Below are 23,972 nucleotides of genomic sequence, written 5' to 3' on the forward strand. Positions count from 1 at the left end.
CGCCTACGCGACCGGCCCTCCGAAGATCTCGATGGGCTTGCTGTCGGCCGACAGGGTCACGAGCGCGCGCTTGGTGTCCTTGCGCTTGCCGTAACCGAACCGGGTCCGCTTGCGCTTGCCCTGACGGTTGGCGGTGTTGACGCTGGTCACCTTGACGCCGAAGACCTTCTCGACGGCAATCTTGATCTGCGTCTTGTTCGAGTCCGGGTGCACCAGGAAGGTGTAGGTGCCTTCCTCCATCAGCCCGTAGGACTTCTCGGAGATGACCGGAGCCAGCAGGATGTCGCGCGGATCCGCGATCGTGCTCACTTGCTCTCCTCCTTCTCTGCCTGGGCGGACTCGGCCGGCCCGTGGATGAACGTGTCGAGCGCCTCGACGCTGAACACGACGTCGTCGCTGTAGAGCACGTCGTAGGTGTTCAGCTGGTCCGGAGCGATCGCGTGCACGTTCTGCAGGTTCTGCACGCTCTTCCACGCCGCGAGATCCTCACGGCCGACGACGAGGAGCAGGTTCCTGCGATCGGTCAGCTCCGCGAGGAAGGTGCGCGCGCCCTTGGTCGACGGCGTCTGTCCGGCCACGAGCTCGGTGATCACGTGGATGCGCTCGTTGCGGGCCCGGTCGGAGAGGGCACCGCGGAGGGCGGCGGCCTTCATCTTCTTGGGGGTGCGCTGGCTGTAGTCGCGCGGCTGCGGGCCGTGCACGGTGCCACCGCCGGCGAACTGCGGCGCGCGGGTCGAACCCTGGCGGGCGCGGCCGGTGCCCTTCTGGCGGTACGGCTTCCGGCCACCGCCGCGGACCTCGCCGCGGGTCTTGGTGGCGTGCGTGCCCTGGCGAGCCGCGGCGAGCTGCGCGACAACCACCTGGTGGAGCAGCGCGATGTTCGCGGGGGCGTCGAAGATCTCGGCGGGGAGATCGACGGTGCCGTTGGTCTGGCCGCCGGGGGCCTTGACGTCGAGCGTCAGCTTGGTTGCGGTCTCGGTGCTGGTCATGCCCGTGCACCACCCTTCACTGCGGTCTTGACGATCACGACGCCGCCCTTGCGGCCCGGGATCGCACCCTTGATCAGCAGCAGGCCGTTCTCGGCGTCCACCTTGTGGACCGAGAGGTTCTGCGTCGTGATGCGGTCGCTACCCATGCGCCCGGACATGCGGGTTCCCTTGAACACGCGGCCCGGGGTGGCGCAGCCACCGATGGAGCCCGGACGACGGTGCACAGCCTGCGCACCGTGCGAGGCGCCCTGGCCGGCGAAGCCGTGGCGCTTCATGGTGCCGGCGAAGCCCTTGCCCTTGGAGGTGCCGGTGACGTCGACGAATGCGCCGTCCTCGAAGACCTCGGCGGTCAGTTCCTGGCCGATCTCGAAGCCCTCGGTGTCGTCGACGCGAAGCTCGACGATGTGGCGGCGAGGGGTGACACCCGCCTTGGCGAACTGGCCGGCGACCGGCTTGGTGACCTTGCGCGGGTCGATCGCACCGTAGGCGAGCTGCACGGCGCTGTAGCCGTCGCGCTCCTCGGTGCGGATCTGGGTGACCACGTTCGGTCCGGCCTTGACGACGGTGACCGGAACGACCCGGTTGTTCTCGTCGAAGACCTGGGTCATGCCGAGCTTGGTGCCCAGGATTCCCTTGATCTGGTTAGTCATGTGTTGTCTCCGCTGCGTCTTCTACAAGCTCGCTGGTCTCGAAAGTCACTGAATGTTGACGTCGACGCTCGCCGGGAGGTCGATGCGCATGAGCGCGTCGACGGTCTTGGGCGTCGGGTCGAGGATGTCGATCAGCCGCTTGTGAGTCCGCATCTCGAAGTGCTCGCGCGAGTCCTTGTACTTGTGCGGCGAGCGGATGACGCAGTACACGTTCTTTTCGGTGGGCAACGGCACCGGGCCGACCACGCGGGCGCCCGTGCGGGTCACCGTCTCGACGATCTTGCGCGCAGATGCGTCGATCGCCTCATGGTCATAGGCCTTGAGCCTGATGCGGATCTTTTGTCCCGCCACGCTTAGTGTCCTTTTCTTGCCGCGTTTCGTAGTACCCGAACGAGTCGGGAACCACCTCGTCTGCACAGTTCCACCCGAACGGCGACGGCGAACAGCACTCTTCACACTTCGTGACCGGGCGCACCCGATCCGCATGCCGCTGTTCATCTGTCATTGTTCTCCGGCACACGCGGTCGGGCGTGTCGCCCTACTGCTCGCTCCGCGGCGTCGAACCAACGCTCGACACCACGGATCGACCTGCCGGATGCACCCGTACGGGTACAGGGAGGTACTGCTTCCGTCTTGCATGTGGCCGCGACCAGGCCGTCAGGCTCGATCCGCGACTGTCACTCGATCTCGTTCCGAGCCGCGGAAAACCGTGACCCGGTCAAGGCAACCCGACCAGTATGCAGGACCCGGTCGGCATTCTCAACTTCGCCCCGGCCGCGCGACCGTCACCACCCTCCGGTCGACAGCGTCGCGGGCGTCCGCACGGGCGCCGCCGCCCCGAGCGTGTTGGTCGGATCGAGACCCGGTCCCGGCGCCGCCGGCGTGGCCACCGGCAGCTCGCGCGGCGCCGGCGCCACGGGCGGCACGTCGCGCCACACCGGCAACGCCTCCTGCAGGGCCAGCCCCACCGAGATCAACGCGGCCTCCTGCCAGGGCAGCGCGCCCAGCTGGACACCGAACGGCAGCCCGGTCACCGCCGAGCGGCCGACCGGGAACGAAACGGCAGGGGCGCCGGTGTAATTGGCCCACTGGACGTCGCCGGCCACCCCGGACAGCACGCTCAGGCCCGCGAACGCGTCGCGGGGACAGCCGTCGTCGAGCGCGCCCGGCAACGCGATCACGTCGAGATCGTGGTCCCGGAACATGGCGTTGTACTGGTGCTGGTAGCGCAGCCGGTCGCGCTCGAGCCCGAAGTAGTCGGCCACCGGCAGTGCGAGCGACGCCACCGCCGCGCTCACGAGCGGTGCGAGATCGATGCGATAGTCGCCGAGCCGGTCCACGAACTGCCGGTGGTAGGCCCCCATCTCCGCCGTGTCGCCGGCCAGGAGCGAATCCGGTGGGTGCGGCATCGACACCGGTACGGTTTCGGCGCCCAGCGCACGCGCCGTCGCGAGGAACTCGTCGAACAGGCGCCGCAGCTCCGGGGCAAGCCGGTCGGTCGCCCCGTGCGGCACGCCGATACGGACGCCCGCGAGCGGCGCGGTCCCGGCGGGCGGCACCAGCGGATAGCCGCCCTCGGGCACGCCCGGACCGGCGGCCGTCACCGGATCGTCCGCCTCCGCGCCGGCGAGGACACCCAGCAGCAGCGAGGCGTCCGCGAGACTGTGCCCGATGGGGCCGGGGTGGTCCCGGGTCCAGGTGAGCGGGATCATCCCGTGCGAGGTGATCCGCCCGTACGTGGGCTTGATCGCCGAGACGCCGCACGAGCTGGCCGGCAGCCGCAGCGAGCCGCCGGTGTCGCTGCCGACCGACAGGGGGACGAACCGGGCCGCCACCGCGGCGGCGCTGCCGCCCGACGAGCCGCCCGGGGAGTACTGCGGGTTCCACGGGTTGGCCACCTGCGGGGTGACCACGCCGATCGCGAACTCGTCGGTGTGCACGTGACCGAGCAGGACCGCCCCGGCCTCCTGCAGCCGGCGCCACACCCCCGAATCCCCGGCGGCCACGTTGTCCCGCAGCACGTTGCTCGACGCGGTGAGCGGGAGCCCGCCCACCGCGAAGAGGTCCTTGAGCGCGATCGGCAGCCCGCACACGGGCGAGACGGGCTCGCCCGACGCCCGGGCGGCGCTGAGCCGGGTCGCCGCCGCGTCGGCGGCGGCATAGGCGAGGTCTGGATAGAGGTGGATCCATGCGCCGACGCCGCCGTCGTGGTCCCGGCTACGGCGCAGGCAGGCATCGAGGAGTTCGCGCGGGTGCAACTGCCCGGACTGCAGCAGGCTCGCCGCTTCGACCGCGCTCAGCAGGGCCGGATCGATGACCGGGACGGTCCCCGGATCGGGCAGCCGGGCCGCCGGCCGGGCGCCCGCGCGCGCAGGGTGCATCAGGCCGAGCCCGACGAGGCCACCGGCCATGGTTCCGAGAAAACGACGTCGTGACGTTTCGAAACTCACCGGTCCGACCATAACGGCGGGTAGCGGAGGCCGCAGCGCACGCGCATCCCGCGCCCCTCCCCCACGGCGCACGACCGGTGCGGAATAATCCGTCGAACGGAAGCGACCCGCGCCCCGGAACGCGGGACTGAAGGAGCGCCGAATGACATCCTCTGCCCAGTCCCGGTCGCCCGGGTCCCGGCCGCTGCGCCGCAGGCCCCAGCTGTCCGACGACGTGGCGGTGCACGTCCGCAATCTCATCATGTCGGGTGGGGTCCGGCCCGGCGACTTCATCCGGCTGGACGAGACCGCGGCCGAGCTCGGCGTGAGCGTCACCCCGGTGCGTGAGGCCTTGCTCACACTGCGCGGCGAGGGACTCGTGGAGCTCGTCCCGCACCGCGGCTATGTCGTGGCCCCGTTGAGCCGGGGCGACATCGACGACCTGTTCTGGCTGCAGGGGCAGATCGCGGAGGAGCTGGCGCGACGGGCGGCCGCGGTGATCACCCCAGACACCGTGGCCGAGCTGGCCGACCTCAACGAACGCCTGGCCGAAGCGGTGCGCAGCGGGGACGGGGCGCGGATCGAGGACCTCGAGTTCGCCTTCCACCGCACACTCAACCGCGCGACCGGCGCGCGCAAGCTGTCCTGGTTCCTGCTCAACGCCACGCGCTACACGCCGGTGCACTTCTACTCGTCCGACCCCGACTGGGGTGCCGCGGCGGTGGCGTCGCACAAGCGCCTCGTGGACGCCCTGCGCCGCGGCGACGGCGATTCCGCAGGCCGGGAGACCCGCCGGCACTTCACCGACGGGGCCGGCCGGCTGGTCCGGCACCTCGACGAGATCGGCGTCTGGAGCTGACGGACGCACGGCCCGGCGCTCGCGGAAGACCGGGGCCGCAGGCACCGGCCGGTAACATCGCGGCGTGACGGCGGGATCTACTCGTCGACGGGTCCGCAAGCGGCCGACCGAGAGTTCCACGGCGGAGAGTGATGCTGAGATACCACGACGAAGCGGTCCTCGTCGACGACCTGCACAAGTCGTTCGGGGACGTCCATGCCCTCAAGGGCATCACGTTCTCCGCCCCACGAGGCTCGGTCCTCGGCATTCTCGGGCCCAACGGCGCCGGCAAGACGACGACGGTGAAGATCCTGTCCACGCTGCTGCGCCCGACCGGCGGGCGCGCGGTGATCGCCGGGCACGACGTGGTCGGCGACCCCGCCGCCGTGCGCCGCTCGATCATGATGACCGGCCAGTACGCCGCCCTCGACGAGACGCTGTCGGGCCGGGAGAACCTGATCCTGTTCGGCCGTCTGATGGGCCTCGACCGCGCGGCCGCGCGCCAGCGCGCCGACGAGCTGCTCCGCGAATTCGATCTGGTGGACGCCGGTAAGCGGGCGGTGCGGCACTACTCCGGCGGCATGCGCCGGCGCGTCGACATCGCATGCGGGCTCGTCGTGCGCCCCGAGGTCGTCTTCCTCGACGAGCCGACCACCGGCCTCGATCCGCGCAGCCGGCAGGGCGTCTGGTCCCTGGTGGGTGCGCTCAAGAAGCAGGGCATCACGGTGCTGCTGACGACGCAGTACCTCGAGGAGGCCGACCTGCTCAGCGACAACATCATCGTCATCGACCGGGGCACCGTGGTGGCGGAGGGGACGGCCAACGAGCTCAAGGCCTCCACGGGAGGCAGCTACTGCGAGATCGTCCCGGTCGACCCGAACGCGCTGCCGTGGGTGGTGCACGCCCTCGGCAACCTCGTCCCGCCCGACGTGCGCGCCGAGCTGGCCACCGCGGGCAGCAACGACCGCGTCTCGATTCCAGCGCCGCACGGCCCGGCGACGCTCGCCGAGGCGCTGCGCCGGCTCGCCCCCACCCGGATCGAGCTGGCCGACATCGGCCTGCGCCGGCCCTCCCTCGACGATGTGTTCCTCAGCCTGACCGGGCACTCGGCCGGCGCCGACACGACGTCCGCGACGACGGGAGAGCCCGCGTGACCGTCCACACGAAGAGCATCAGCGCCCAGCGGGTGCGGCACGACGCGAACATCTCGCTGCCGGAGAAGCGGGTGGGCTCGCACCGCCGGGCCGACCCGACGGTGCTCAACCAGTGGAGCGCGCTCACGATGCGCACGGTCCGCACCATGGCGCGGTACGGCGAACTCGTCGTCGCGGCGATCACCCCGGTGGTGTTCGGCCTGGGCTTCTACCTGCCGCTGAAGTTCGTGATGTCGTTGCAGGGCATCGACTACGCGCAGTACCTGATGCCGATCATCGTCCTGCAGGCGATGGCGTTCACGGCCATCTCCGCGGCGCAGCTGTCCTCGGGTGAGGCGATGACGGGACTGACGACGCGGTTGCAGACCATGCCCGTGTTCAGCGCGGTCCCGCTGATCTCGCGGATGTCGAGCGCGATGCTGCGGTCCGTCGTGTCCCTGGCGGGGGCGCTCCTGTTCGGCTACGCCATCGGCTTCCGGTTCTCGGCGGGATTCGCACAGGCGGTCCTGTTCTGCGTCACCGCCCTGGCCATCAGCCTCGTCCTGTCGCTGGGCGCCGACGCGATCGGCACGCTGTCGAAGAGTCCCGAGGCCACCGCGCAGGCCCTGACGCTGCCGCAGCTGATTCTCGGCATGCTCTCGTGCGGCTTCGTCCCGGAGGAGGGCTTCCCCGAGTGGATCCGGCCGTTCGTGCGCAACCAGCCGATCTCGCAGTTCTCGTTCGCCATGCAGGACATGGCCGAGGGCGGCGTCACGTGGTCGGTCCTGTTCCCCACCGTGGCCTGGTGCGCGGGTCTCGCGCTGGTGTTCGCCCCGCTCGCCGTGTGGGCCAGCACGAGGCGGGGGTGAGCGGCAGATGAACGGACCTCCCGACATCCGTCCCGTCGACGCCAACGGCGCCGCCTTCACCTTCCCGCCGCCCGAGCACGCTCGTCCGGAGCGATCGTGGGGCGCCCTGTGGGAGCACAGCCGCATCCAGTGCCAGCGGCTCCTGCTGCGCTGGGCGCGCGATCCCGCGACGATGATCCAGGCGCTGGTCTACCCGGCGCTCACCCTGCTCATGTTCCGGGTCGTCCTGGGTAACACGGTCACCGCCGCCACCGGACAGCCCGCGATCTACGGCACGGTCCCCATGATCATCCTGGTCGGTGCCATGTTCGGGTCGGTGGTCAGCGCCGTCGGCCTGCGCACGGAGCGGCAGAGCGGCCTGCTCGGCCGCTTCTACACCCTGCCGATCCACCGGGCGGCCGGGCTGCTGGGCCGCATGCTCGCCGAGGCCGTCCGTGTGCTCGCCACGACCCTCATCATCCTGGCGGCCGGCGTCGGCCTGGGCTTCCGCTTCACCCAGGGTCTCGCCGCCGGACTCGCGATCCTCGTCATCCCCGTTCTCTTCGGCATCGGGTTCGCCCTGATGGTGACGGTCCTGGCCACCATGTCGAGCAAGCTGCCCCTCGTGGAACTGGTGTCGATCGCGTGCACCCTGCTGATGTTCTTCAACTCCGGGTTCGTGCCGGTCATGGCCTATCCGAGGTGGCTGCAGCCGGTCGTGGAGAACCAGCCCATGTCGTGTGCGATCGACACGATGAAGGCCCTGGCGATGGGCGGTCCGCTCGCGGAACCGCTGATCAAGACGCTGATGTGGTCGGCCCTCATGATCGCGGTCTTCACGATTCCGGCGATCCGGGGCTACCGGCGCGCAGCCGAGGAGGGCTGACCTCGGCGACCCCGAACGGCCGTCCCCGGCTGTTATCCTGTCCGCCGACCCGCGGCCGCACAACGGCTGCTGCAGCCACGGCACTGTCACCGCAGTGCGGCCCCTCGGAGGAAAGCCGATGAAGTATGCCCGCCGGATCACCGTCGCGGTGATGGCCGCCGCCCTGACCGCCGCCGGGCCGGCGCTGCCCACGGCCGCCGCGGACACCACCGACGCCGCCTCGTTGCCGGTGCTGCTCGAATCGATGGGGCCGAGCCCCGCGGGGGCGAACAACCTCGACTGCGTGCCCTCCCCCGAACATCCCCGGCCGGTGGTTCTCGTGCACGGAACGAGAATGGACATGACCAGCTCGTGGGCCGTGGCGGCCCCGCAGCTCGCCGACCTCGGCTACTGCGTCTACGCCCTGAACTACGGGGGCATCCGCTCGCTCGTCGACCCCGGCCTCATGATCTGGGGCGTCGGGAGCATCGAGGAATCCGCAAAGCAGCTCGGCGAGTTCGTCGATGCGGTGCGCGCTCACACCGGGGCCGATCGGGTCGATCTCGTGGGCCACTCGCAGGGTGGACCGGTCTCCCGTCAGTACCTGCGGTTCGAGGGCGGCGCGGACCCGGCGGACCCGGCCCGCAACGAGGTCGACAAGCTGGTGATGCTGGGGGCGACCAACCACGGCACCACCTTCAACGGGATGCAGCAGCTGTATTCCCTGTTCGCCCGCCTGGGGCTGGGCAACCAGGAATGGGCCACCGAGCGCGTCGCGCAGATGGTGTTCGGTATCGCCGGTCGTCAGCAGCTGATCGGATCGCGCGTGCTGGCCCGGCTCAACTCCGGAACCGAGACCCTGCCGGGGATCGACTACACGTCGATCGCCACCCGTCAGGACACGGTGGCCACGCCCCCGGAGAATGCGTTCCTGCAACCGGGCGCGGACAGCGCAGTGCACAACGTGTGGGTCGAGGACGTGTGCCCGACCAGCCCGGCCGATCACCTCGCCCTCCTGGAACTTCCGGAGTCGCTGCACCTGGTGAAGTCGGCTCTCGATCCGCACTACGCCGAGACCGTGCCCGCGCCCTGCACGGCGCCGCCCGCCGGCTGACACCCGTAGATCCCCGGCATGCGAACGGCCCCTCCCGGCGGGAGGGGCCGTTCGCATGCTCACCGCGCCGGGTGTCAGACCCCGAGGGCCCGCTGCAGCACGGGCCACGAGTCCTTCAGGTCGTCCTGCCAGTAGCCCCACGAGTGGGTTCCGGTCTCGCGGAAGTTGTAGGTGGCGGGGATGCCGAGCGTATCGAGCCGGTTCTTCAGGTTGTGGGTGCAGTAGTTGGTGGCGGCCTCGATGACGCCACCGACGACGATCTGGTTCGCCAGGACACCGGCGTCCCCGTCGATCTCCGGTCCGGTCAGCGTGTCGTACGGACCGGGCAGACCGCTGCCGTTGGAGATGTACATCTCGAGCCCGCGCAGCTTCTCGGCGTTGACGTAGGGATCTTTCTCCGCCCACGTCGGGTCGTTCGTCGGTCCCCACATGTTCTCGGTGTCGCCGCTGCCCCACGTCTCGACCGTGGTCTTGACGAACTGCTGGCCGATCGGATCGGAGGTCTGCGCGCAGCCGCTGTAGGCGGCGACACCCCGGTACAGTCCCGGCGCGGCGAGAGGCAGCTGGAACACCGAGGTGCCCGAGGTGGAGATGCCCGCGATCGCGTTGACGCCGGTGGTGCCGAGCGCACCGTCGACCAGCGGCGGGATCTCCTTGGTCAGGAAGGTCTCCCACTTGTTCACGCCGAGCTTGGGATCGGGGTTCTTCCAGTCGGTGTAGTAGCTGAACATGCCGCCGACGGGCGAGACGACGTTGACGTGCTTGTCCTTGAAGAACTCGATCGCATCGGTGCGACCCCGCCAGGTGGCCATGTCCTCGCCGCCGCCGGCACCGTTGAGCAGGTACAGCGTCGGCGCGGGCTTGCTGGTGTCGGCCGGGCGCCACACGTCCAGCAGGATCTCCTCGTCCATGGACGCCGAGTAGACCCAGACGAGCAGCTGCTGCTCTCCGTAGTTCTCGATCCTGGTGATGTACGACCCGTTCTCGGACGTGACGGCCGTGATGGGCTGCAGGGTGTCGGCCACCGGGTCGGCCGAGGCGAACGAGGCGCCCGTGAACAGCGGCAGCGCGAGTACCGCCGCCGAGATCGCGGCTGTTCCCAGCCTCCGAGCGCGGCTCCGCGACTCGACAACACTCATTCCGTCAACCTCCTCAGGCCCGGCGGGCGGGCGTCCCCAAGCCCCGGCGAACCGGGGTGCGCCCTGCGGCGCAGCATGTACTGAATCGACAGCACGGGCGTGAACGTTACCTTGCGTACCGGCCGTCAGAAACCTCACCGTTCACATCCGTCACATCGATCGCGTCACGATCCAACGCCGGCACGATCACGTCGAGGGCGGGGGGATCCATCATCGCGCCGTGCGCTCCGGGCACGAACCGATTCCGGACCCGCCCGGACACGTACGGGACCCACAGAACCGCCGCGTCCGCCTCCGTCGGGTGCTCGTCCCGCGCGCTGAAGAAGTCGACGTCGCCGGCGAAGAGCCCCGGTTCGTGCCGGTTGATCAGCTCCGGGGAGAGCACCGCCGCGGCGAAGATGCGCTGCACCCGCGGCGCGTCGAGTTCGATCAGCTCCCGGGGCACCGCGGCGGCCACAGCGTTCGCCGCCTCCGCCGGCAAACCGTCGCGCAGCGCGTCCGGATCCGCGTCCACTCCGAGACTGCGGAGGTTCTCGGCGAACTCGGCGCCGAAGCGGTCCGTGTCGATCCGCGGGATGCAGTCGAGCATCGCGAGGTGCTCGACCCGGGCGCCGCGGGCCTGCAACTCCACCGCCACCGCGTGGGCGAGCACCCCACCGAGCGACCAGCCGGCCAACCGGTACGGCCCCTCGGGACGGACCCGCGCGATCTCGTCGGCGTATCGCTGCGCGAGCGCCTCGATCGACGCCGGGACGAATCCCGGGTCCGTGAGCGCCGGCGTCTGCAGCCCGAAGACCGGCCGGCCGGGAGCGAGCCGCGCCGCCAGGGGCGCATAGGGCCAGGCCAGGCCGATCATCGGATGGATACAGAACAGCGGGGTCACGTCGGGCTCGCCGGCGCGCAGCGGCAGGACCACGGCGAGCGCCGCGTCCCCGCCGGCGTCGTCGCCGCCGATCCGGGAGGCGAACGACTCCACCGTCGGCGCCGCGAGCAACCAGGGCACCCGCACCTCCACCCCGAGCGCGTCCCGCAGGCGCGCGACGACCTGCGTCGCCACCAGGGAGTTGCCACCGAGTTCGAAGAAGTCGTCGTCGAGCCCGACCCGGTCGAGGCCGAGCACCTCGGCGAACATATCCGCGACGGCCCGCTGCGCATCGGTCTCCGGGGCGCGGTACGGCCGCGTGGCCGTGTCCGGTTCCGGCAGCGCATCACGGTCGAGCTTGCCCACCGGCGTGAGCGGGACCTCGTCGAGGGCGACGATCGCCGACGGCACCATGTGTCCCGGCAGCGCCCTCGCCGCCGAGGCCAGCAACGCGGCGGTGTCGACGGTCGCCGACGGCCGCGCCGTCACGTACGAGACCAACCGCACGACGCCCGCCTCGGAGGTCCGTCCGACGGTGACGGCGAAGTCGACCGCCGGATCACGGCGGAGCACGGCGTCGATCTCCCCGAGTTCGATCCGGAAGCCGCGGACCTTCACCTGGAAGTCCGACCGGCCCACGTACTCGATCTCGCCCGCCCCGGTCCATCGCACGACGTCGCCGGTGCGGTAGAGGCGGCTGCCGGTGCCGTACGGATCGGCGACGAACCGGGACGCGGTCAGCGCCGGCCGGGCGTGGTACCCCCGTGCCAGCTGGACGCCGGACAGATACAGCTCGCCGGCCACCCCGACCGGCACGGGCCGGAGCCGGTCGTCGAGGACGAGCGAGCGCGTGCCCCGGAGCGGCCCGCCGATCGTGAGCGGCCCGCCGGGGGTCAACGGATCGCTGATGTTGGTCATGACGGTGGTCTCGGTGGGCCCGTACCCGTTGTGGAACGCCCGGCCCGGCGCCCATCGCGCGACGAGCTCCGGTGGGCACGCCTCGCCGCCGACTACGACGGTCCGCAGGTCGTCGAGGCCCGCGGGATCGACCGACGCCAGTGCCGCGGGCGTCACGAACGCGTGGGTGACGCGTTCGTGACGCAGCAGTTCCGCCAGGTCCGCGCCGCCGTAGACGGTGGGCGGTGCGATCACCAGCGTGGCCCCGGGCGCGACCGCGAGCAGCAGTTCGAGCACCGAGGCGTCGAAGCTCGGCGACGCGAAGTGCAGCGCCCGGGTGGCCGGTCCGAGGCCGTAACGCTCGCGCTGTTCGGCGGCGAAGTTGGCCAGGCCGGTGTGGGTGACGACCACGCCCTTCGGCAGCCCGGTGGAGCCGGAGGTGTAGATGACGTAGGCGGGGTTGTCCACATGCAGCGGACGCGCCCGGTCACGGTCCGTCACCGGCGCGGGCGACAGCACGGCGAGTTCGGACTCGACCTCCTCGTCGTCGAGCACCACCCACGGGATCGTGTCGGGCAGGCCGGTGCGTTCGGCGGCGACGGTCACTCCCGCCCGCGCCCCCGAGTCGGTGACCATGTGCACGACCCGGTCGACCGGGTAGCCGGGATCGACCGGCACGTACGCGGCACCGGTCTTCGCGACCGCCCACACCGAGATCACGGACTCGAAGGACCGGGTCAGCCCCACGGCCACGACGTCCTCGGGCCCGACGCCGCGGGCGATGAGCAGACGCGCGAGCCGCGACGAGCGGGCATCGAGGTCGGCGTAGGTCAGCTCGCGACCCCGGTACGACAGTGCGGTGGACTGCGGGTCGCGGGCGGCGGCCGCGGCCAGCAGGTCGGCCAGCGGCACGGCCGGTTCCGCCGGGCGTCCGGTCCGTCGGACGAGATCGTCGCGCTCGGCGTCGCCCAGGATCTCGAGCTGCCCGGTCGTGCCGGCCGTCCCGGCGACGAGGCCGCCGAGCACCCGGAGGTAGCGCTGCGCGAGGTTCTGCACCGCGGAGGCCGTGAAGGCGTCCCGGCGGTACTTGAACCCGAAGGCCAGCGACTCCTCGGCCGTGGCCACCACCGTGAGCGGATAGTGGGTCGCGTCCCGGGTGTTCACGCCGGCGACGGTCATGCCGTCGATCGAGCTGGCCTGCTCGAGGCCGCTCCGGTCGATCGGATAGGACTCGTACACGAGCAGGGTGTCGAACAACGCGCCGGTCCCCGCGAGCTGCTGGATCTCCGCCAGCCCGATGTGGTGATGGTCGAGCAGGTCGGCCTGCTCGGCCTGCAGGGCACGCAGCGCCGCGTCGACCGCCATGTCCGGGTCGAGGCGGACGCGCACCGGAATCGTGTTGATGAACAACCCGACCATCGACTCGACACCCTCGAGCCCGCCGGGCCGGCCGGAGACGGTGGTTCCGAACACCACGTCGTCGCGGCCGGTGGAGCGGGCCACCAGCACGGCCCACGCCGCTTGAAGAACGGTGTTGACGGTGACGCCGAGCCGGCTCGCGTACTCGGTCAGCGCGGCGGTGGTGTCGGCGTCGATCGCGACGCGGTGCTCCGCGCCGCCCACGGCTCCCGCCTCGCCGTCACCGAGCACCTCGGCGAGCATGGCCGGCTCCTCGAGGCCGGCCAGCGCGTCCGCCCAGGCCCGGCGGGACCGGTCGTGGTCGCGCGCGGCCAACCACTCCAGGTAGGTGCGATACGCGGGCACCCGCGGCAGGATCGTCGCATCGGCGTCGGTCGCGTAGAGGGTGAGCAGGTCCTTCAGCAGCAGCGGCATCGACCACCCGTCGAGCAGGATGTGGTGGCTGCTGACGGCCAGCGTCCACGCGTCCGGGGCGGTGCGCACGACGAGGAAGCGGATCAGTGGCGGGGCGGCCATGTCGAACGGGACGTCCTGGTCCGCCCGCACCATCGCCTCCAGGTCGGAGCCGTCCGCGCCGACGGCGTCGACCTCGCGCCACGGCAGGGAGACGTCGTCGAGCACCAGCTGCACCGGCTCGCCGGACTCGCCGGCGACGAACGCCGTGCGCAGGTTGGGATGCCGCTCGAGCAGTGCCTCCGCCGCCCGGCGCAGCCGGGCCACGTCGACCCGGCCCGCGAGGTGGAGCAGCACCTGGGTGGTGTAGACGTCGGGCCGGCCGTCGGCGAGCATCGCGTGGAAGAGCAGACCGGACTGCAGCGGGGCGAGCGGCCACACGTCGACCAGGGCGGGGTACCGTGTCTCCCACGTGTCGAGGTCGCTCTGGCCGACGTGCACGAGGGGGACGTCGGACGGCGTCAGACCGCCCGCGTCGGGCCGGGCGGCGTGGGCGGCGAGCGCCTCCAGGGCGTGCACCCACAGCTGCGCGAGTTCCTCGACGTCGCCGCGGTCGAGCAGACCGCTCGCGTATCCGAAGTTCGCGTCGAGCCGGCCGCCGATCACGACGGCGTTGATGTCGACCGTGGCCATCGCGGGCGCGTCGGCGTCGTCGCGCCCCGACAGGTCGCCGAGGTCCCCGGCGGGCAGCCAGCCGAGACCGGCCGCGCCCTCGGGGATCTCGCCGGCGTCGATCCGGCCGAGGTAGTTGAAGCTGATCTGCCCGGACGGCAGCGCCCGCAGCACGGGGCCGGCGGCCGGATCGAGATAGCGCAGCAGCCCGTAGCCGATGCCCTTGTCCGGAACGGCGCGCAGGTGCTCCTTGACGGCCTTGATCGCGGCGCCCGCGGCGCGGCCCCCGGCGAACGCGTCGTCGAGATCCACCCCGGACAGGTCGAGCCGGACCGGGTAGATGGTGGTGAACCAGCCGACGGTGCGGCCGAGGTCCGCGCCGGGGACGACCTCCTCCTCGCGGCCGTGCCCCTCGAGCCGGACCAGCGCCGACGGCTCGGCGACGCCCCGGTCGCGGCGCCACCGGGCGACGGCGAGTGCCAGCGCGGCGAGCAGTGCGTCGTTGACGCCCCCGTGGAACCGTGCGGGCAACGTCGTCAGCAATGCGTCGGTCGTCGCGGGATCGACCTGGATCCGCACCTTATCCACCGTGGAGGCGAGGTCGACGGTGGGATCGAAGGGGCGCGCGCCGAGCATCGGATCGGGCCCGTCGACGATCGAGCGCCACAGCCCGAGTTCGGCCGCACGGGCCGGGACCGCGGTCTCGGCGAGGGCGTGCGCCCAGCGCCGGAACGACGTGCCGACCGGCTGAAGCTCCGGACGTCCGCCGTTCGACAGCTGCGCCCACGCCGTGACGAGGTCCGGAACGAGGATGCGCCAGGAGACGCCGTCGACGACGAGGTGGTGCGCGACGACGACGAGCCGCCCGGTGCGCGCCGCGCCCGGGTCGAGCCACACGAACTGCAGCACGACGCCCTCGGCCGGCCGCAACCGCGACTCGGCCTCGTCGAGTGCCCGCGCGGCGAGGTCGGCGAGCGCCTGTTCGTCGGTCCCGGGCGCGACCTCGATGCGGGCGACGAGCGCGTCGACGTCGACGCTGCCCGGCGGCGTGGTCGACAGCTCCCAGTCGCCGGAGCCGTTGCGGCGCAGGCGCGCCCGGAGCATGTCGTGGCGGTCGACGACGGCCGTGAGGGTTCCCACGACGCCGTCGCGGTCGATGCCGGCCGGCAGTTCCAGCGCGAGCGTCTGGGTGTAGCGATCGAATCGGCCGCCGCGTTCGACCATGAACCGGACGATCGGCGTCAACGGCATGTCGCCGACGCCGCCGCCGGGAAGCTCGGCCAGCGCGGGTACCGCCGCCTCCGCACCGACGCGCGCGACCTCGGCGAGCCCGGCCACGGTCTTGCGTTCGAACACGTCGCGGGGGGTGAAGACCACACCGCGGGCCTTCGCCCGCGACACCAGCTGGATCGAAACGATGCTGTCGCCGCCGAGCGCGAAGAACGAGTCGTCGGCACCGATCCGCTCCGCGCCCAGGACCTCCGCGAAGACCGCCGCGATCGCGACCTCGGTGGGGGTGCCGGGAGCACGGAATCTCTTGTCGCCCTTGAATATCGGAGCGGGTAGAGCCTTGCGGTCGAGCTTGCCGTTCGCGGTCAGCGGCAGCGTCTCGAGCACCACGATCGCGTCGGGAACCATGTATCCGGTGAGGAACCGGGCCACCGAGTCCAGGACCGTCGCGGGCTCGAGGTCGTGTCCCGCGCGCGGCACCACGTAGCCGACGAGGCGGTCGCCGGTGCGTTCGTCGGTGCGCACGACCGCGACGGCCTGCGCCACACCGGCGACGCCGGTGAGAGCGGCCTCGATCTCGCCGAGTTCGATGCGGAAGCCGCGCAACTGGACCTGGGAGTCGCTGCGCCCGGCGTACTCGAGCTGTCCTCGCGCGTTCCAGCGGGCGATGTCGCCCGTCCGGTACATGCGGGTGCCGGGCGCGCCGAACGGATCGGCGACGAACCGGCCGGAGGTGAGGTCGGCGCGTCCCAGGTAGCCGCGGGTGAGCTGCGCTCCGCGCACGTACATCTCCCCCGGCACGCCGACCGGAACGGGCTGCAGGCGCGCGTCGAGGACGTAGATGCCCAGCCCGGGGATGCCACGGCCGATCACGCTCGCGGCGAGTCCCGCGTCGGCCGCGGCGAGCGGCAGGTGCGAGACGTGCACGGTGGTCTCGGTGATGCCGTACATGTTGACCAGACGCGGCGCGTCCTCGGCGTGCCGGGCGTACCAGCCGGCGAGCCGCCGCAGATCGAGCGCCTCACCACCGAAGATCACGTACCGTAGTGCCGGAAGGCCCGTCTCGTCGCCGTGTTCCGCGGCCGCGCGGTCCGCCTCGGCGAGCTGGTAGAACGCCGACGGGGTCTGGTTGAGCACCGTCACCCGTTCCCTGGCCAGCAGGGCGCGGAAGTCCTCGGGCGAGCGCGAGGTGTAGTGGTCGACGACGACGAGCCGGGCACCGTAGAGCAGCGGTCCCCACAGTTCCCACACGGAGAAGTCGAACGCGTAGGAGTGGAACATCGTCCACACGTCCCGCTCGTCGAACTCGAAGGCGGGCCACGTGTTCTCGAACAGTTCGAGGACCGGCCGGTGCGGAACCTGCACGCCCTTGGGACGGCCGGTGGAGCCGGACGTGTAGATGACGTACGCGAGGTTGTCGACGCGCAGCGGGGCCCGTCGTTCGTCGTCGCCGACCGGTGCGCCGGGGACCGCGGACAGATCGAGCGCCGACACGTCGATCACCTCGACGGCGGTGTCCGGCAGCGCCTCCCGATCGGTGCCGGAGACGAGCACGCAGACGGGAGCGGCGTCCGCGAGCATGAATTCGAGGCGGTCCGCCGGATACGTCAGATCCAACGGCAGGTAGGCACCGCCGGCCTGGAGCACGGCGAGGAGTCCGACGACGAGTTCCTCGGTGCGCGGCAGGGCCACGGCCACGAGGCTGTCCGGCCGCACTCCGCGGTCGATCAGGGTACGGGCGAGGCGGTTCACGCGCGACGCCAGCTCCCCGTAGGTCAGGCTGCGGTCGCCGGCGGTGACGGCGACCGCGTCGGGGGTCCGGCCGGCCTGCGCCTGGAACCGGTCGACGAGCGTCTCGCCGGCGGCGCGGGTGCCCGGCGCGTTCCACGCCTCGAGCACGACGGCCCGCTCCTCGTCCGGCAGCAGCGGGATGTCCCCGACCACCGTGGCCGGATCGGCGGCGACCGCCGCGAGCACCCGGGTGAACCGCTGGGCGAAGGCCTCCATGGTGCCGGCGTCGAACAGGTCGGTCGCATAGGTCAGCGCCACGGACAGCCCGCCCGGCGCACCGTCCTCGGCGACCACGTCCGAGACGGTCACCTGCAGATCGAACTTCGCCTGGTCGAAGGCGAAGTCGACCGGTTCGACGGCCAGGCCCGGAAGTTCGAGGCGGGTGCGCGCCAGGTTCTGGAAGCTGAGCGCGATCTGGAACAGGGGGTGCCGCGCCTGGGACCGTTCCGGATCGAGGACCTCGACGATGCGCTCGAACGGCACGTCGGCATGGCCGAACGCCTCGAGGTCGGTCTCGCGGACGCGAGCGAGGAGGGCGGCGAACGTGTCGCCGGGGCCGACCGGGGTGCGCAGCACCAGGGTGTTGACGAACATGCCGATGACGTCGTCGAGTTCGGCCTCGCCCCGCCCGGCGACGGGCGTGCCGATCACGATGTCCTCGGTGCCGGACAGCCGCGCCAGCACAGTGGCCAGTGCCGCGTGGACGACCATGAACAGCGTGACGCCGTGCTCCCGGGCGAGGGCCGTCAGCGCCGCGTGCGTGCCGGCGTCCACGGAGAAGCCGGAGACGGCACCGCGGTTCGACGCGACGGGCGGACGGGGCCGGTCCGCCGGCAGGTCGAGCTGGTCGGGGATCCCGGACAGCGTTCTGCGCCAGTAGCCGAGTTGCTGCGCGAGCACCGACCGGGGATCGTCCTCGGCGCCGAGAACCTCCCGCTGCCACAGCGCGTAGTCCGCGTACTGGATCGCCGGCGGCGCCCAGTCGGGTTCCCGGCCGGCGGCCCGTGCGGCGTAGGCGAGCATCACGTCGCGTGTGAGCGGCCCCATCGAGAATCCGTCGCCGCTGATGTGGTGCAGCACGACGACGAGCACGTGCTCCCGTTCGGACAGCCGGAACAGTCTCAGCCGCAGCGGGACTCCGGTGGTCACGTCGAATCCGGCACCGATCTCGGCGGCGACCGCGGCCGCGAGGTCGGCCTCGCTCACCGGCGTCGGCTCCAGTCCGGCGGCCGGATCCGCGGTGGGCAGGACGACCTGGCGCGCCACCCCGTCGACCTCCGGGTAGACCGTGCGCAGCGACTCGTGCCGGAACACCACGTCGTCGATCGCCGCGCGCAGCGCCCCGACGTCGAGGTCACCTCGGAGCCGGATGGCCAGCGGCAGGTTGTTCACCGCGGAGTCGGGGTCGAAGCGGTTGAGGAACCACATGCGCTGCTGGGCGAGGGACAGCGGGACGACCTCCGGTCGCGGCCGGGGGCGCAGGGCGACGCGCCCGGTCCGGCCGACCTCGGATTCGAGGCGGGCCGCGAGAGCCTCCACCTCGGGGGTCTCGAACAGCACGCGGACGGCCACCTTGGTGTCGAGCGCAGCACCGAGCCGCGCCGCGACCTGGGTCGCGACGAGCGAGTTCCCGCCGAGGGTGAAGAAGTCGTCGTCGAGACCGACGCGGGTGAGGCCGAGCACGTCGGCGAAGATGCCCGCGACGATCTCCTCGACAGGCGTGCGCGGCCCGCGGAACCCGCGGGTTTCGAACACCGGCTCCGGCAACGCCTTGCGGTCCAGCTTGCCGCTCGCGTTGAGGGGGAAGGCGTCGAGCGCGACGAGCGCCGACGGCACCATGTACGCGGGCAGGATCTCCTTGACGGCGCCGAGCAGCTGCGCGCTCTCGACCGCCGCGCCCGGGGCGGGGACGACGTATCCGACGAGCTGCTCACCGGTGGCCGTGGGCACGACGAGCGCCACGGCCTGACCGACCGTGGGCTGCGCGAGCAGAGCCGTCTCGATCTCCCCCAGCTCGATCCGCTGACCGCGGAACTTCACCTGGAAGTCGGTGCGGCCGATGTAGTCGAGGACGGGCTCGCCGCCGGCGGTGCGGCGCCACCGGACGAGGTCACCGGTGCGGTACATGCGAGCGCCGGGGGCGCCGGCGGGGTCGGCGACGAAGCGATCCGCGGTGAGGTCCGGGCGGCCCACGTAACCACGTGCGAGTTGCCCTCCGGCAAGGTACAACTCGCCGGGCACGCCGACCGGGACGGGGTGCAGCCGGCCGTCGAGAACGTACACGCGCACGTTCCACTCGGGCACGCCGATGGGCACGCTCTGCCGCTCGTCACCGGCGGGCCAGTAGGTCACCGAGACTGCCGCCTCGGTCGGGCCGTACAGGTTGTGCACCGCGGCGTCCGAGACCCGGCGGAACGCGTCGACGGTCTCGGGCGGCAGGGCTTCGCCGATCACGAACACGTGCCGCAGCGTCGAGCAGGTGCCGGCCGGCGCATGGGCGGCGAACACGGTGAGCATCGAGGGCACGAAGTCGGTCAGCGTCACGCCGTGCCGGGCAATCGTCTCGGCGACGTACACGGGGTCACGGTGACCGTCGTGGGTGGCGACGACGAGGGTGGCGCCGGCGCGCAGGGGCAGGAACCAGCCCCACAGCGACACGTCGAAGGTGGTGGCGGTCTTCTGCAGATAGACGTCGCCGCCGGTGATCTCGTACTCGTGGGCCATCCACTCGAGCTGGTTGACGATGGCCTCGTGCGAGACGCACACGCCCTTGGGGCGTCCCGTGGAACCGGACGTGAAGATCACGTAGGCGGGGGTGTCCGGGCGGATCGGGCCGGCCGGCTCGCCGTCCCGGATCGGGTCGGGCGCGTAGCACTGCAGGTCGAGGTCGTCGACCAGGACGGGGGCGACCGTGCCGGGCAGGTCCGCCGCGTCCGCGCGGGTGCTCAGGACGCACACCGGCTGTGCCGTGGCCAGGATGTGCCCGATCCGCTCGGCCGGATGGTCGGGGTCGAGCGGGACGTAGGCGCCGCCGGCCGCGATGACCGCGTAGATCGCGACCGGGAGTTCGATCGATCGCCGGATCGCGAGGGCCACCAGGGTTTCGGGTCCGACGCCGAGACCGATGAGGTGCCGGGCGAGCCGGTTGACGCGCGCGTCGAACTCGGCGTAGGTGAGCGACTCGTCACCGAAGACGACGGCCACCGCATCCGGGTGGCGGGCGACGGCGTCCCGGTACGCGGCGAGGAGCCCGGTCGCCCGGACCGGATGCACCGCACGGTCGTTGCCGACGGCGAGGGCGCGTCGCTCGGCGGTGTCGAGGAGGTCGACGTCGCCGACCACGCGGCCGGCGTCGGCGGTGAGCGCCGCGAGCATCCGCATCAGGCGGCCGGCGAAATCCCGCACCGTGGACTCGTCGAAAAGGTCTGTGGCGTAGGTGAACTGCGCCGACATTCCGGCCGGCTTCCCGGCGTCCTCCCGCGGCGAGACGGTCAGCTGCAGATCGAACTTGGCGATGGCCCCGCCGAGGTCGACGGGCTCGATCTCCACGTCCGGCAGGGTCACCTCGGCACGGTCGAGGTTCTGGAAGAACAGCGCCACCTGGAACAGCGGGTGGTGCCCGGTCGACCGCACCGGATCGAGCACCTCCACGAGCCGCTCGAACGGCAGCTCCGCGTTGTCGAACGCGGCGAGGTCGGTGTCCTTGACCCGGCCGAGCAGTTCGGCGAACGTGGCGGCCGGCTCGATGCGGGTGCGCAGCACGAGGGTGTTGACGAACATGCCGACGAGGTCGTCGAGCGCACGCTCGCCGCGGCCGGCGACGGGCGTGCCGATCGCGATGTCCGCGGTGCCCGACAGGCGCGACAGCAGCACCGCCAGCGCGGCGTGGACGACCATGAACGCGGACGTGCCGGTCGCCTGGGCGGTGGCCTCGACCGCCTCGTGCAGGGCGGCATCGACCTCGAAGTCCACGGTGGCGCCGCGGCCCGACGCCTCCACCGGGCGGGGCCGGTCGGTCGGCAGGTCGAGCCGATCCGGGAGGTCGGCGAGCGCGCCGCGCCAGAACTCGATCTCCCGCGCGGCCGGCGACGCGGGGTCGGACTCGTCACCGAGCACCGCGCGCTGCCAGAGGGCGTAGTCGGCGTACTGCACCGCGAGCGGTTCCCACGCGGGGGCCGCGCCGCCGGTGCGGGCGACGTACGCGGTGACCAGGTCCCGCACGAAGGGGGCGATGGACGCGCCGTCGGCGGCGATGTGGTGGACGACCACGACGAGGACGTGCTCGTCGTCGGCCGACCGCAGCAGTGCGACCCGCAGCGGCACCTCGGCGGTCACGTCGAAGCCGGCCGTCGCGAGCCGGGCGACCGCTCCGGGGATCTCGTCGGGCGGCGTCGGCACCGGGTCGAGGGAGTGCGCCGCCTGCTCCGGCGGGAGGACCAGCTGGGACCCGACGCCGTCGCGATCGGGATAGACGGTGCGCAGCACCTCGTGCCGGGCCACGACGTCGGCGAGGGCCCGGCGCAGGGCATCGACGTCGAGCCCCCCGCGGACGCGCAGTGCGACGGGGATGTTGTTCGCGGCCGACGCCGGATCGAACCGGTTGAGGAACCACATCCGCTGCTGTGCCAGCGACAGCGGGATCGGGTCGGGGCGCGGCCCGGCGACGAGCGGTTGCTGCGCTCCTTCCCCGACGGAGGGTTCGACGAGTGCGGCGAGACCCTCGACGGTGGACGCCTCGAACAGCAGCCGCGCGGGGACCCGGGTGGCGAGCCGCTCCCCGAGGCGGGCAGCCGCGCGGGTGGCGACGAGCGAGTTGCCGCCGAGCTCGAAGAAGTCGTCGTCGAGCCCGGCCCGCTCGGTGCCGAGCAGCTCCGTGAACACCTCGGCCACCGCGTGTTCCGCGGCGGAGCGGGGCGCGCGGTACTCGTGGGCGGGCAGCTCCGGTTCGGGCAGGGCCGCCCGGTCGAGCTTGCCGACCGGCGTCAGGGGGATCCGGTCGAGGGGCACGATCACGGTCGGCACCATGTGCGCGGGCAGCCGGCGGGCGACGAACTCGGTCAGCGCGTCGGGGTCGACGACCGCCCCCGGCACGGGGTGAACGTACGACACCAGCCGGGCCTCCCCCGACGGGGTCGGCCGTCCCACCGTGACGGCGAAGTCGGCATCGGGGTGTGCGGCCAGCGCGGCATCGATCTCGCCGAGTTCGATGCGGAATCCGCGGATCTTGACCTGGAAGTCGTTGCGCCCCGCGTAGATCAGGCCGGTCTCGCCCGATCGGACGAGGTCACCGGTCCGGTACAGGCGGGTGCCGCCGGGCCCGGCGACGAACCGCTCGGCCGTCAGCGCGGCGCGACGGTGGTAGCCGCGGGCGAGGCCGGGCCCTTCGAGATACAGCTCACCCACGACACCGGCCGGGACGGGGTTGAGGCGCTCGTCCAGCACGTGCGCGGTCATCCCGCGGACGGCCCGGCCGATGGTGACCTGCTCGCCGGGCTGCAGCGCGTGCGAGATGTTCGTCATGATCGTGGTCTCGGTGGGGCCGTACCCGTTGAAGAAGCGACGACCGGGCGCCCATCGCGCGACGAGGTCGGGTGGGCACGCCTCACCGCCCACGATCACCACGCCGAGGGTGTCCAGCCCGGCCGGGTCGACGGACGCCAGGGCGGCGGGCGTGACGAAGGCGTGGGTGACCTGCCGGCTGCGCAGCAGTTCGGCGAGGTCCTCGCCGCCGTACACCGACGGTGGGGCGATCACCATGGTGGCGCCCGCGCCGACGGCGAGCAGCAGCTCGAGGACGGAGGCGTCGAAGCTGGGCGAAGCGAAGTGCAGGGTCCGCGAGTCCGGGGTCAGCGTGTACCGCTCGACCTGCTCGGCGCAGAAACCCTCGAGGCCGGTGTGGGTGACGACCACGCCCTTGGGCCGGCCCGTGGAACCGGAGGTGTAGATCACGTAGGCGGGATGCTCCGCCCGCAGCGTCCGGACCCGGTCGTCGAGCGCGACGGGCGCTGCGGACTGCTCGGCGAGGGTGGTGCGGGTCTCGGCGGAATCGAGGGCGATCCAGGGCACGGAGCCGGGCAGGCCGGGCACCGAGGCCGCGAGGGTCAGGCCGGCCCGGGCGCCCGAGTCGTCGATCATGTGCCGGACGCGGTCGTCCGGATAGTTCGGGTCGACGGGCACGAAGGCGGCGCCGGTCTTGGCGACGGCCCACACCGACAGCACCGACTCGATCGAGCGGGGTACGGCGACCGCCACCACATCCTCCGGGCCGATCCCCCGCCGGATGAGCAGCCGCGCCAGCCGGGAGGAGGCCGAGTCGAGCTCGCCGTAGCTCAGGGTGCGGTCCTCGAACACCACGGCGGGTGCGCCGGGGTCCCGTTCGACCGCGGCGGCCAGGAGCTGGGGCAGAAGGGCGACGCGGGGTCCGCGCCGGCGTGTGGGCCGCTGCCGGACCGGCCGGCGGCTGCGTGATTCGTCCGGTCGTCGGTCCCCCGAACCGTCGACACTCATCCCCGCGTGCTCCGTCGCCGGTCGTCCTGCGCGTGCACTCCAGGCATCATCCACCTCGCGTATCCCTCATCGTCCCAGCCGCTGCCCTCTGCACACGACAGTGCAGGGTGGCACGCGCCAGCCCCATTAGACCATCGGGGCGTCGGGCGCTTCGTTACGGCCGAAACCGGGCGGTCGACCGCGGATCACCCGCCGC

At 72.0% G+C, this 23,972-nt stretch carries 12 protein-coding genes; 5 read left to right on the forward strand and 7 right to left on the reverse strand.

Annotation, left to right across the window (positions count from 1 at the left end; translation table 11 throughout):
* Nucleotides 1–3: 3 nt before the first annotated feature.
* The 5 genes from rplW to HFP48_RS18805 form a co-directional block, all read right to left on the reverse strand.
* Entirely contained in the window at nt 4–309 is a 306-nt protein-coding gene (gene rplW, locus HFP48_RS18785; RefSeq protein ID WP_003938090.1) for a 50S ribosomal protein L23, read from the reverse strand.
* Nucleotides 306–989: a 50S ribosomal protein L4 gene (gene rplD, locus HFP48_RS18790; protein ID WP_006947148.1), complete on the reverse strand. Its 684-nt coding sequence runs from the start codon at nt 987–989 to the stop codon at nt 306–308. Before rplD ends, rplW begins: the two co-directional genes overlap by 4 nt.
* Nucleotides 986–1,639: a 50S ribosomal protein L3 gene (rplC, locus tag HFP48_RS18795; protein ID WP_006947147.1), complete on the reverse strand. Its 654-nt coding sequence runs from the start codon at nt 1,637–1,639 to the stop codon at nt 986–988. The genes rplD and rplC overlap by 4 nt, the downstream gene beginning before the upstream one ends.
* A 45-nt stretch (nt 1,640–1,684) precedes the next feature.
* Nucleotides 1,685–1,990: a 30S ribosomal protein S10 gene (gene rpsJ / locus HFP48_RS18800; protein ID WP_003938093.1), complete on the reverse strand. Its 306-nt coding sequence runs from the start codon at nt 1,988–1,990 to the stop codon at nt 1,685–1,687.
* A 434-nt stretch (nt 1,991–2,424) separates the two neighbouring features.
* Nucleotides 2,425–4,089: an amidase gene (locus HFP48_RS18805; protein WP_210432765.1), complete on the reverse strand. Its 1,665-nt coding sequence runs from the start codon at nt 4,087–4,089 to the stop codon at nt 2,425–2,427.
* Nucleotides 4,090–4,231: 142 nt separating this feature from the next.
* Here HFP48_RS18805 and HFP48_RS18810 point away from each other — a divergent pair, with 142 nt between their 5' ends.
* The 5 genes from HFP48_RS18810 (at nt 4,232) to HFP48_RS18830 (ending at nt 8,866) form a co-directional block, all read left to right on the forward strand.
* Nucleotides 4,232–4,927, forward strand: a complete 696-nt coding sequence (locus HFP48_RS18810) for a GntR family transcriptional regulator (RefSeq protein WP_006947145.1) — start codon at nt 4,232–4,234, stop codon at nt 4,925–4,927.
* A gap of 131 nt (nt 4,928–5,058) precedes the next feature.
* Nucleotides 5,059–6,060, forward strand: a complete 1,002-nt coding sequence (locus HFP48_RS18815) for a daunorubicin resistance protein DrrA family ABC transporter ATP-binding protein (protein ID WP_006947144.1) — start codon at nt 5,059–5,061, stop codon at nt 6,058–6,060.
* Nucleotides 6,057–6,908 carry an ABC transporter permease gene (locus HFP48_RS18820; RefSeq protein ID WP_050035539.1) on the forward strand — a complete coding sequence of 284 codons (852 nt, stop codon included), beginning with the start codon at nt 6,057–6,059 and terminating at the stop codon, nt 6,906–6,908. The genes HFP48_RS18815 and HFP48_RS18820 overlap by 4 nt, the downstream gene beginning before the upstream one ends.
* A gap of 7 nt (nt 6,909–6,915) precedes the next feature.
* Entirely contained in the window at nt 6,916–7,773 is an 858-nt protein-coding gene (locus HFP48_RS18825) for an ABC transporter permease (protein ID WP_006947142.1), read from the forward strand.
* Nucleotides 7,774–7,891: 118 nt separating this feature from the next.
* Nucleotides 7,892–8,866 (forward strand): alpha/beta fold hydrolase, encoded by a 975-nt coding sequence (locus tag HFP48_RS18830; protein ID WP_006947138.1) that lies wholly within the window; start codon nt 7,892–7,894, stop codon nt 8,864–8,866.
* A gap of 74 nt (nt 8,867–8,940) precedes the next feature.
* Here the strand turns inward: HFP48_RS18830 and HFP48_RS18835 are convergent, their stop codons facing one another.
* The gene (locus tag HFP48_RS18835; RefSeq protein ID WP_044476578.1) at nt 8,941–9,969 is read right to left on the reverse strand and encodes an alpha/beta hydrolase family protein; all 1,029 of its coding nucleotides are present in this window, start codon (nt 9,967–9,969) and stop codon (nt 8,941–8,943) included.
* A gap of 142 nt (nt 9,970–10,111) precedes the next feature.
* The gene (locus HFP48_RS18840) at nt 10,112–23,776 is read right to left on the reverse strand and encodes a non-ribosomal peptide synthetase (RefSeq protein WP_168579859.1); all 13,665 of its coding nucleotides are present in this window, start codon (nt 23,774–23,776) and stop codon (nt 10,112–10,114) included.
* Between the last annotated feature and the right edge of the window lie 196 nt (nt 23,777–23,972).

This window comes from Rhodococcus sp. DMU1 (assembly GCF_012272955.1).
Taxonomy (GTDB): domain Bacteria; phylum Actinomycetota; class Actinomycetes; order Mycobacteriales; family Mycobacteriaceae; genus Rhodococcus; species Rhodococcus aetherivorans.

What these genes read in the sequence shown, in the direction of transcription:
- HFP48_RS18810 (WP_006947145.1), top strand. Translation starts at nt 4,232, where the DNA reads ATGACATCCTCTGCCCAGTCCCGGTCGCCCGGGTCCCGGCCGCTGCGC.
- HFP48_RS18840 (WP_168579859.1), bottom strand. Translation starts at nt 23,776, where the DNA reads ATGAGTGTCGACGGTTCGGGGGACCGACGACCGGACGAATCACGCAGC.
- HFP48_RS18825 (WP_006947142.1), top strand. Translation starts at nt 6,916, where the DNA reads ATGAACGGACCTCCCGACATCCGTCCCGTCGACGCCAACGGCGCCGCC.
- HFP48_RS18815 (WP_006947144.1), top strand. Translation starts at nt 5,059, where the DNA reads ATGCTGAGATACCACGACGAAGCGGTCCTCGTCGACGACCTGCACAAG.
- rplC (WP_006947147.1), bottom strand. Translation starts at nt 1,639, where the DNA reads ATGACTAACCAGATCAAGGGAATCCTGGGCACCAAGCTCGGCATGACC.
- HFP48_RS18830 (WP_006947138.1), top strand. Translation starts at nt 7,892, where the DNA reads ATGAAGTATGCCCGCCGGATCACCGTCGCGGTGATGGCCGCCGCCCTG.
- rplD (WP_006947148.1), bottom strand. Translation starts at nt 989, where the DNA reads ATGACCAGCACCGAGACCGCAACCAAGCTGACGCTCGACGTCAAGGCC.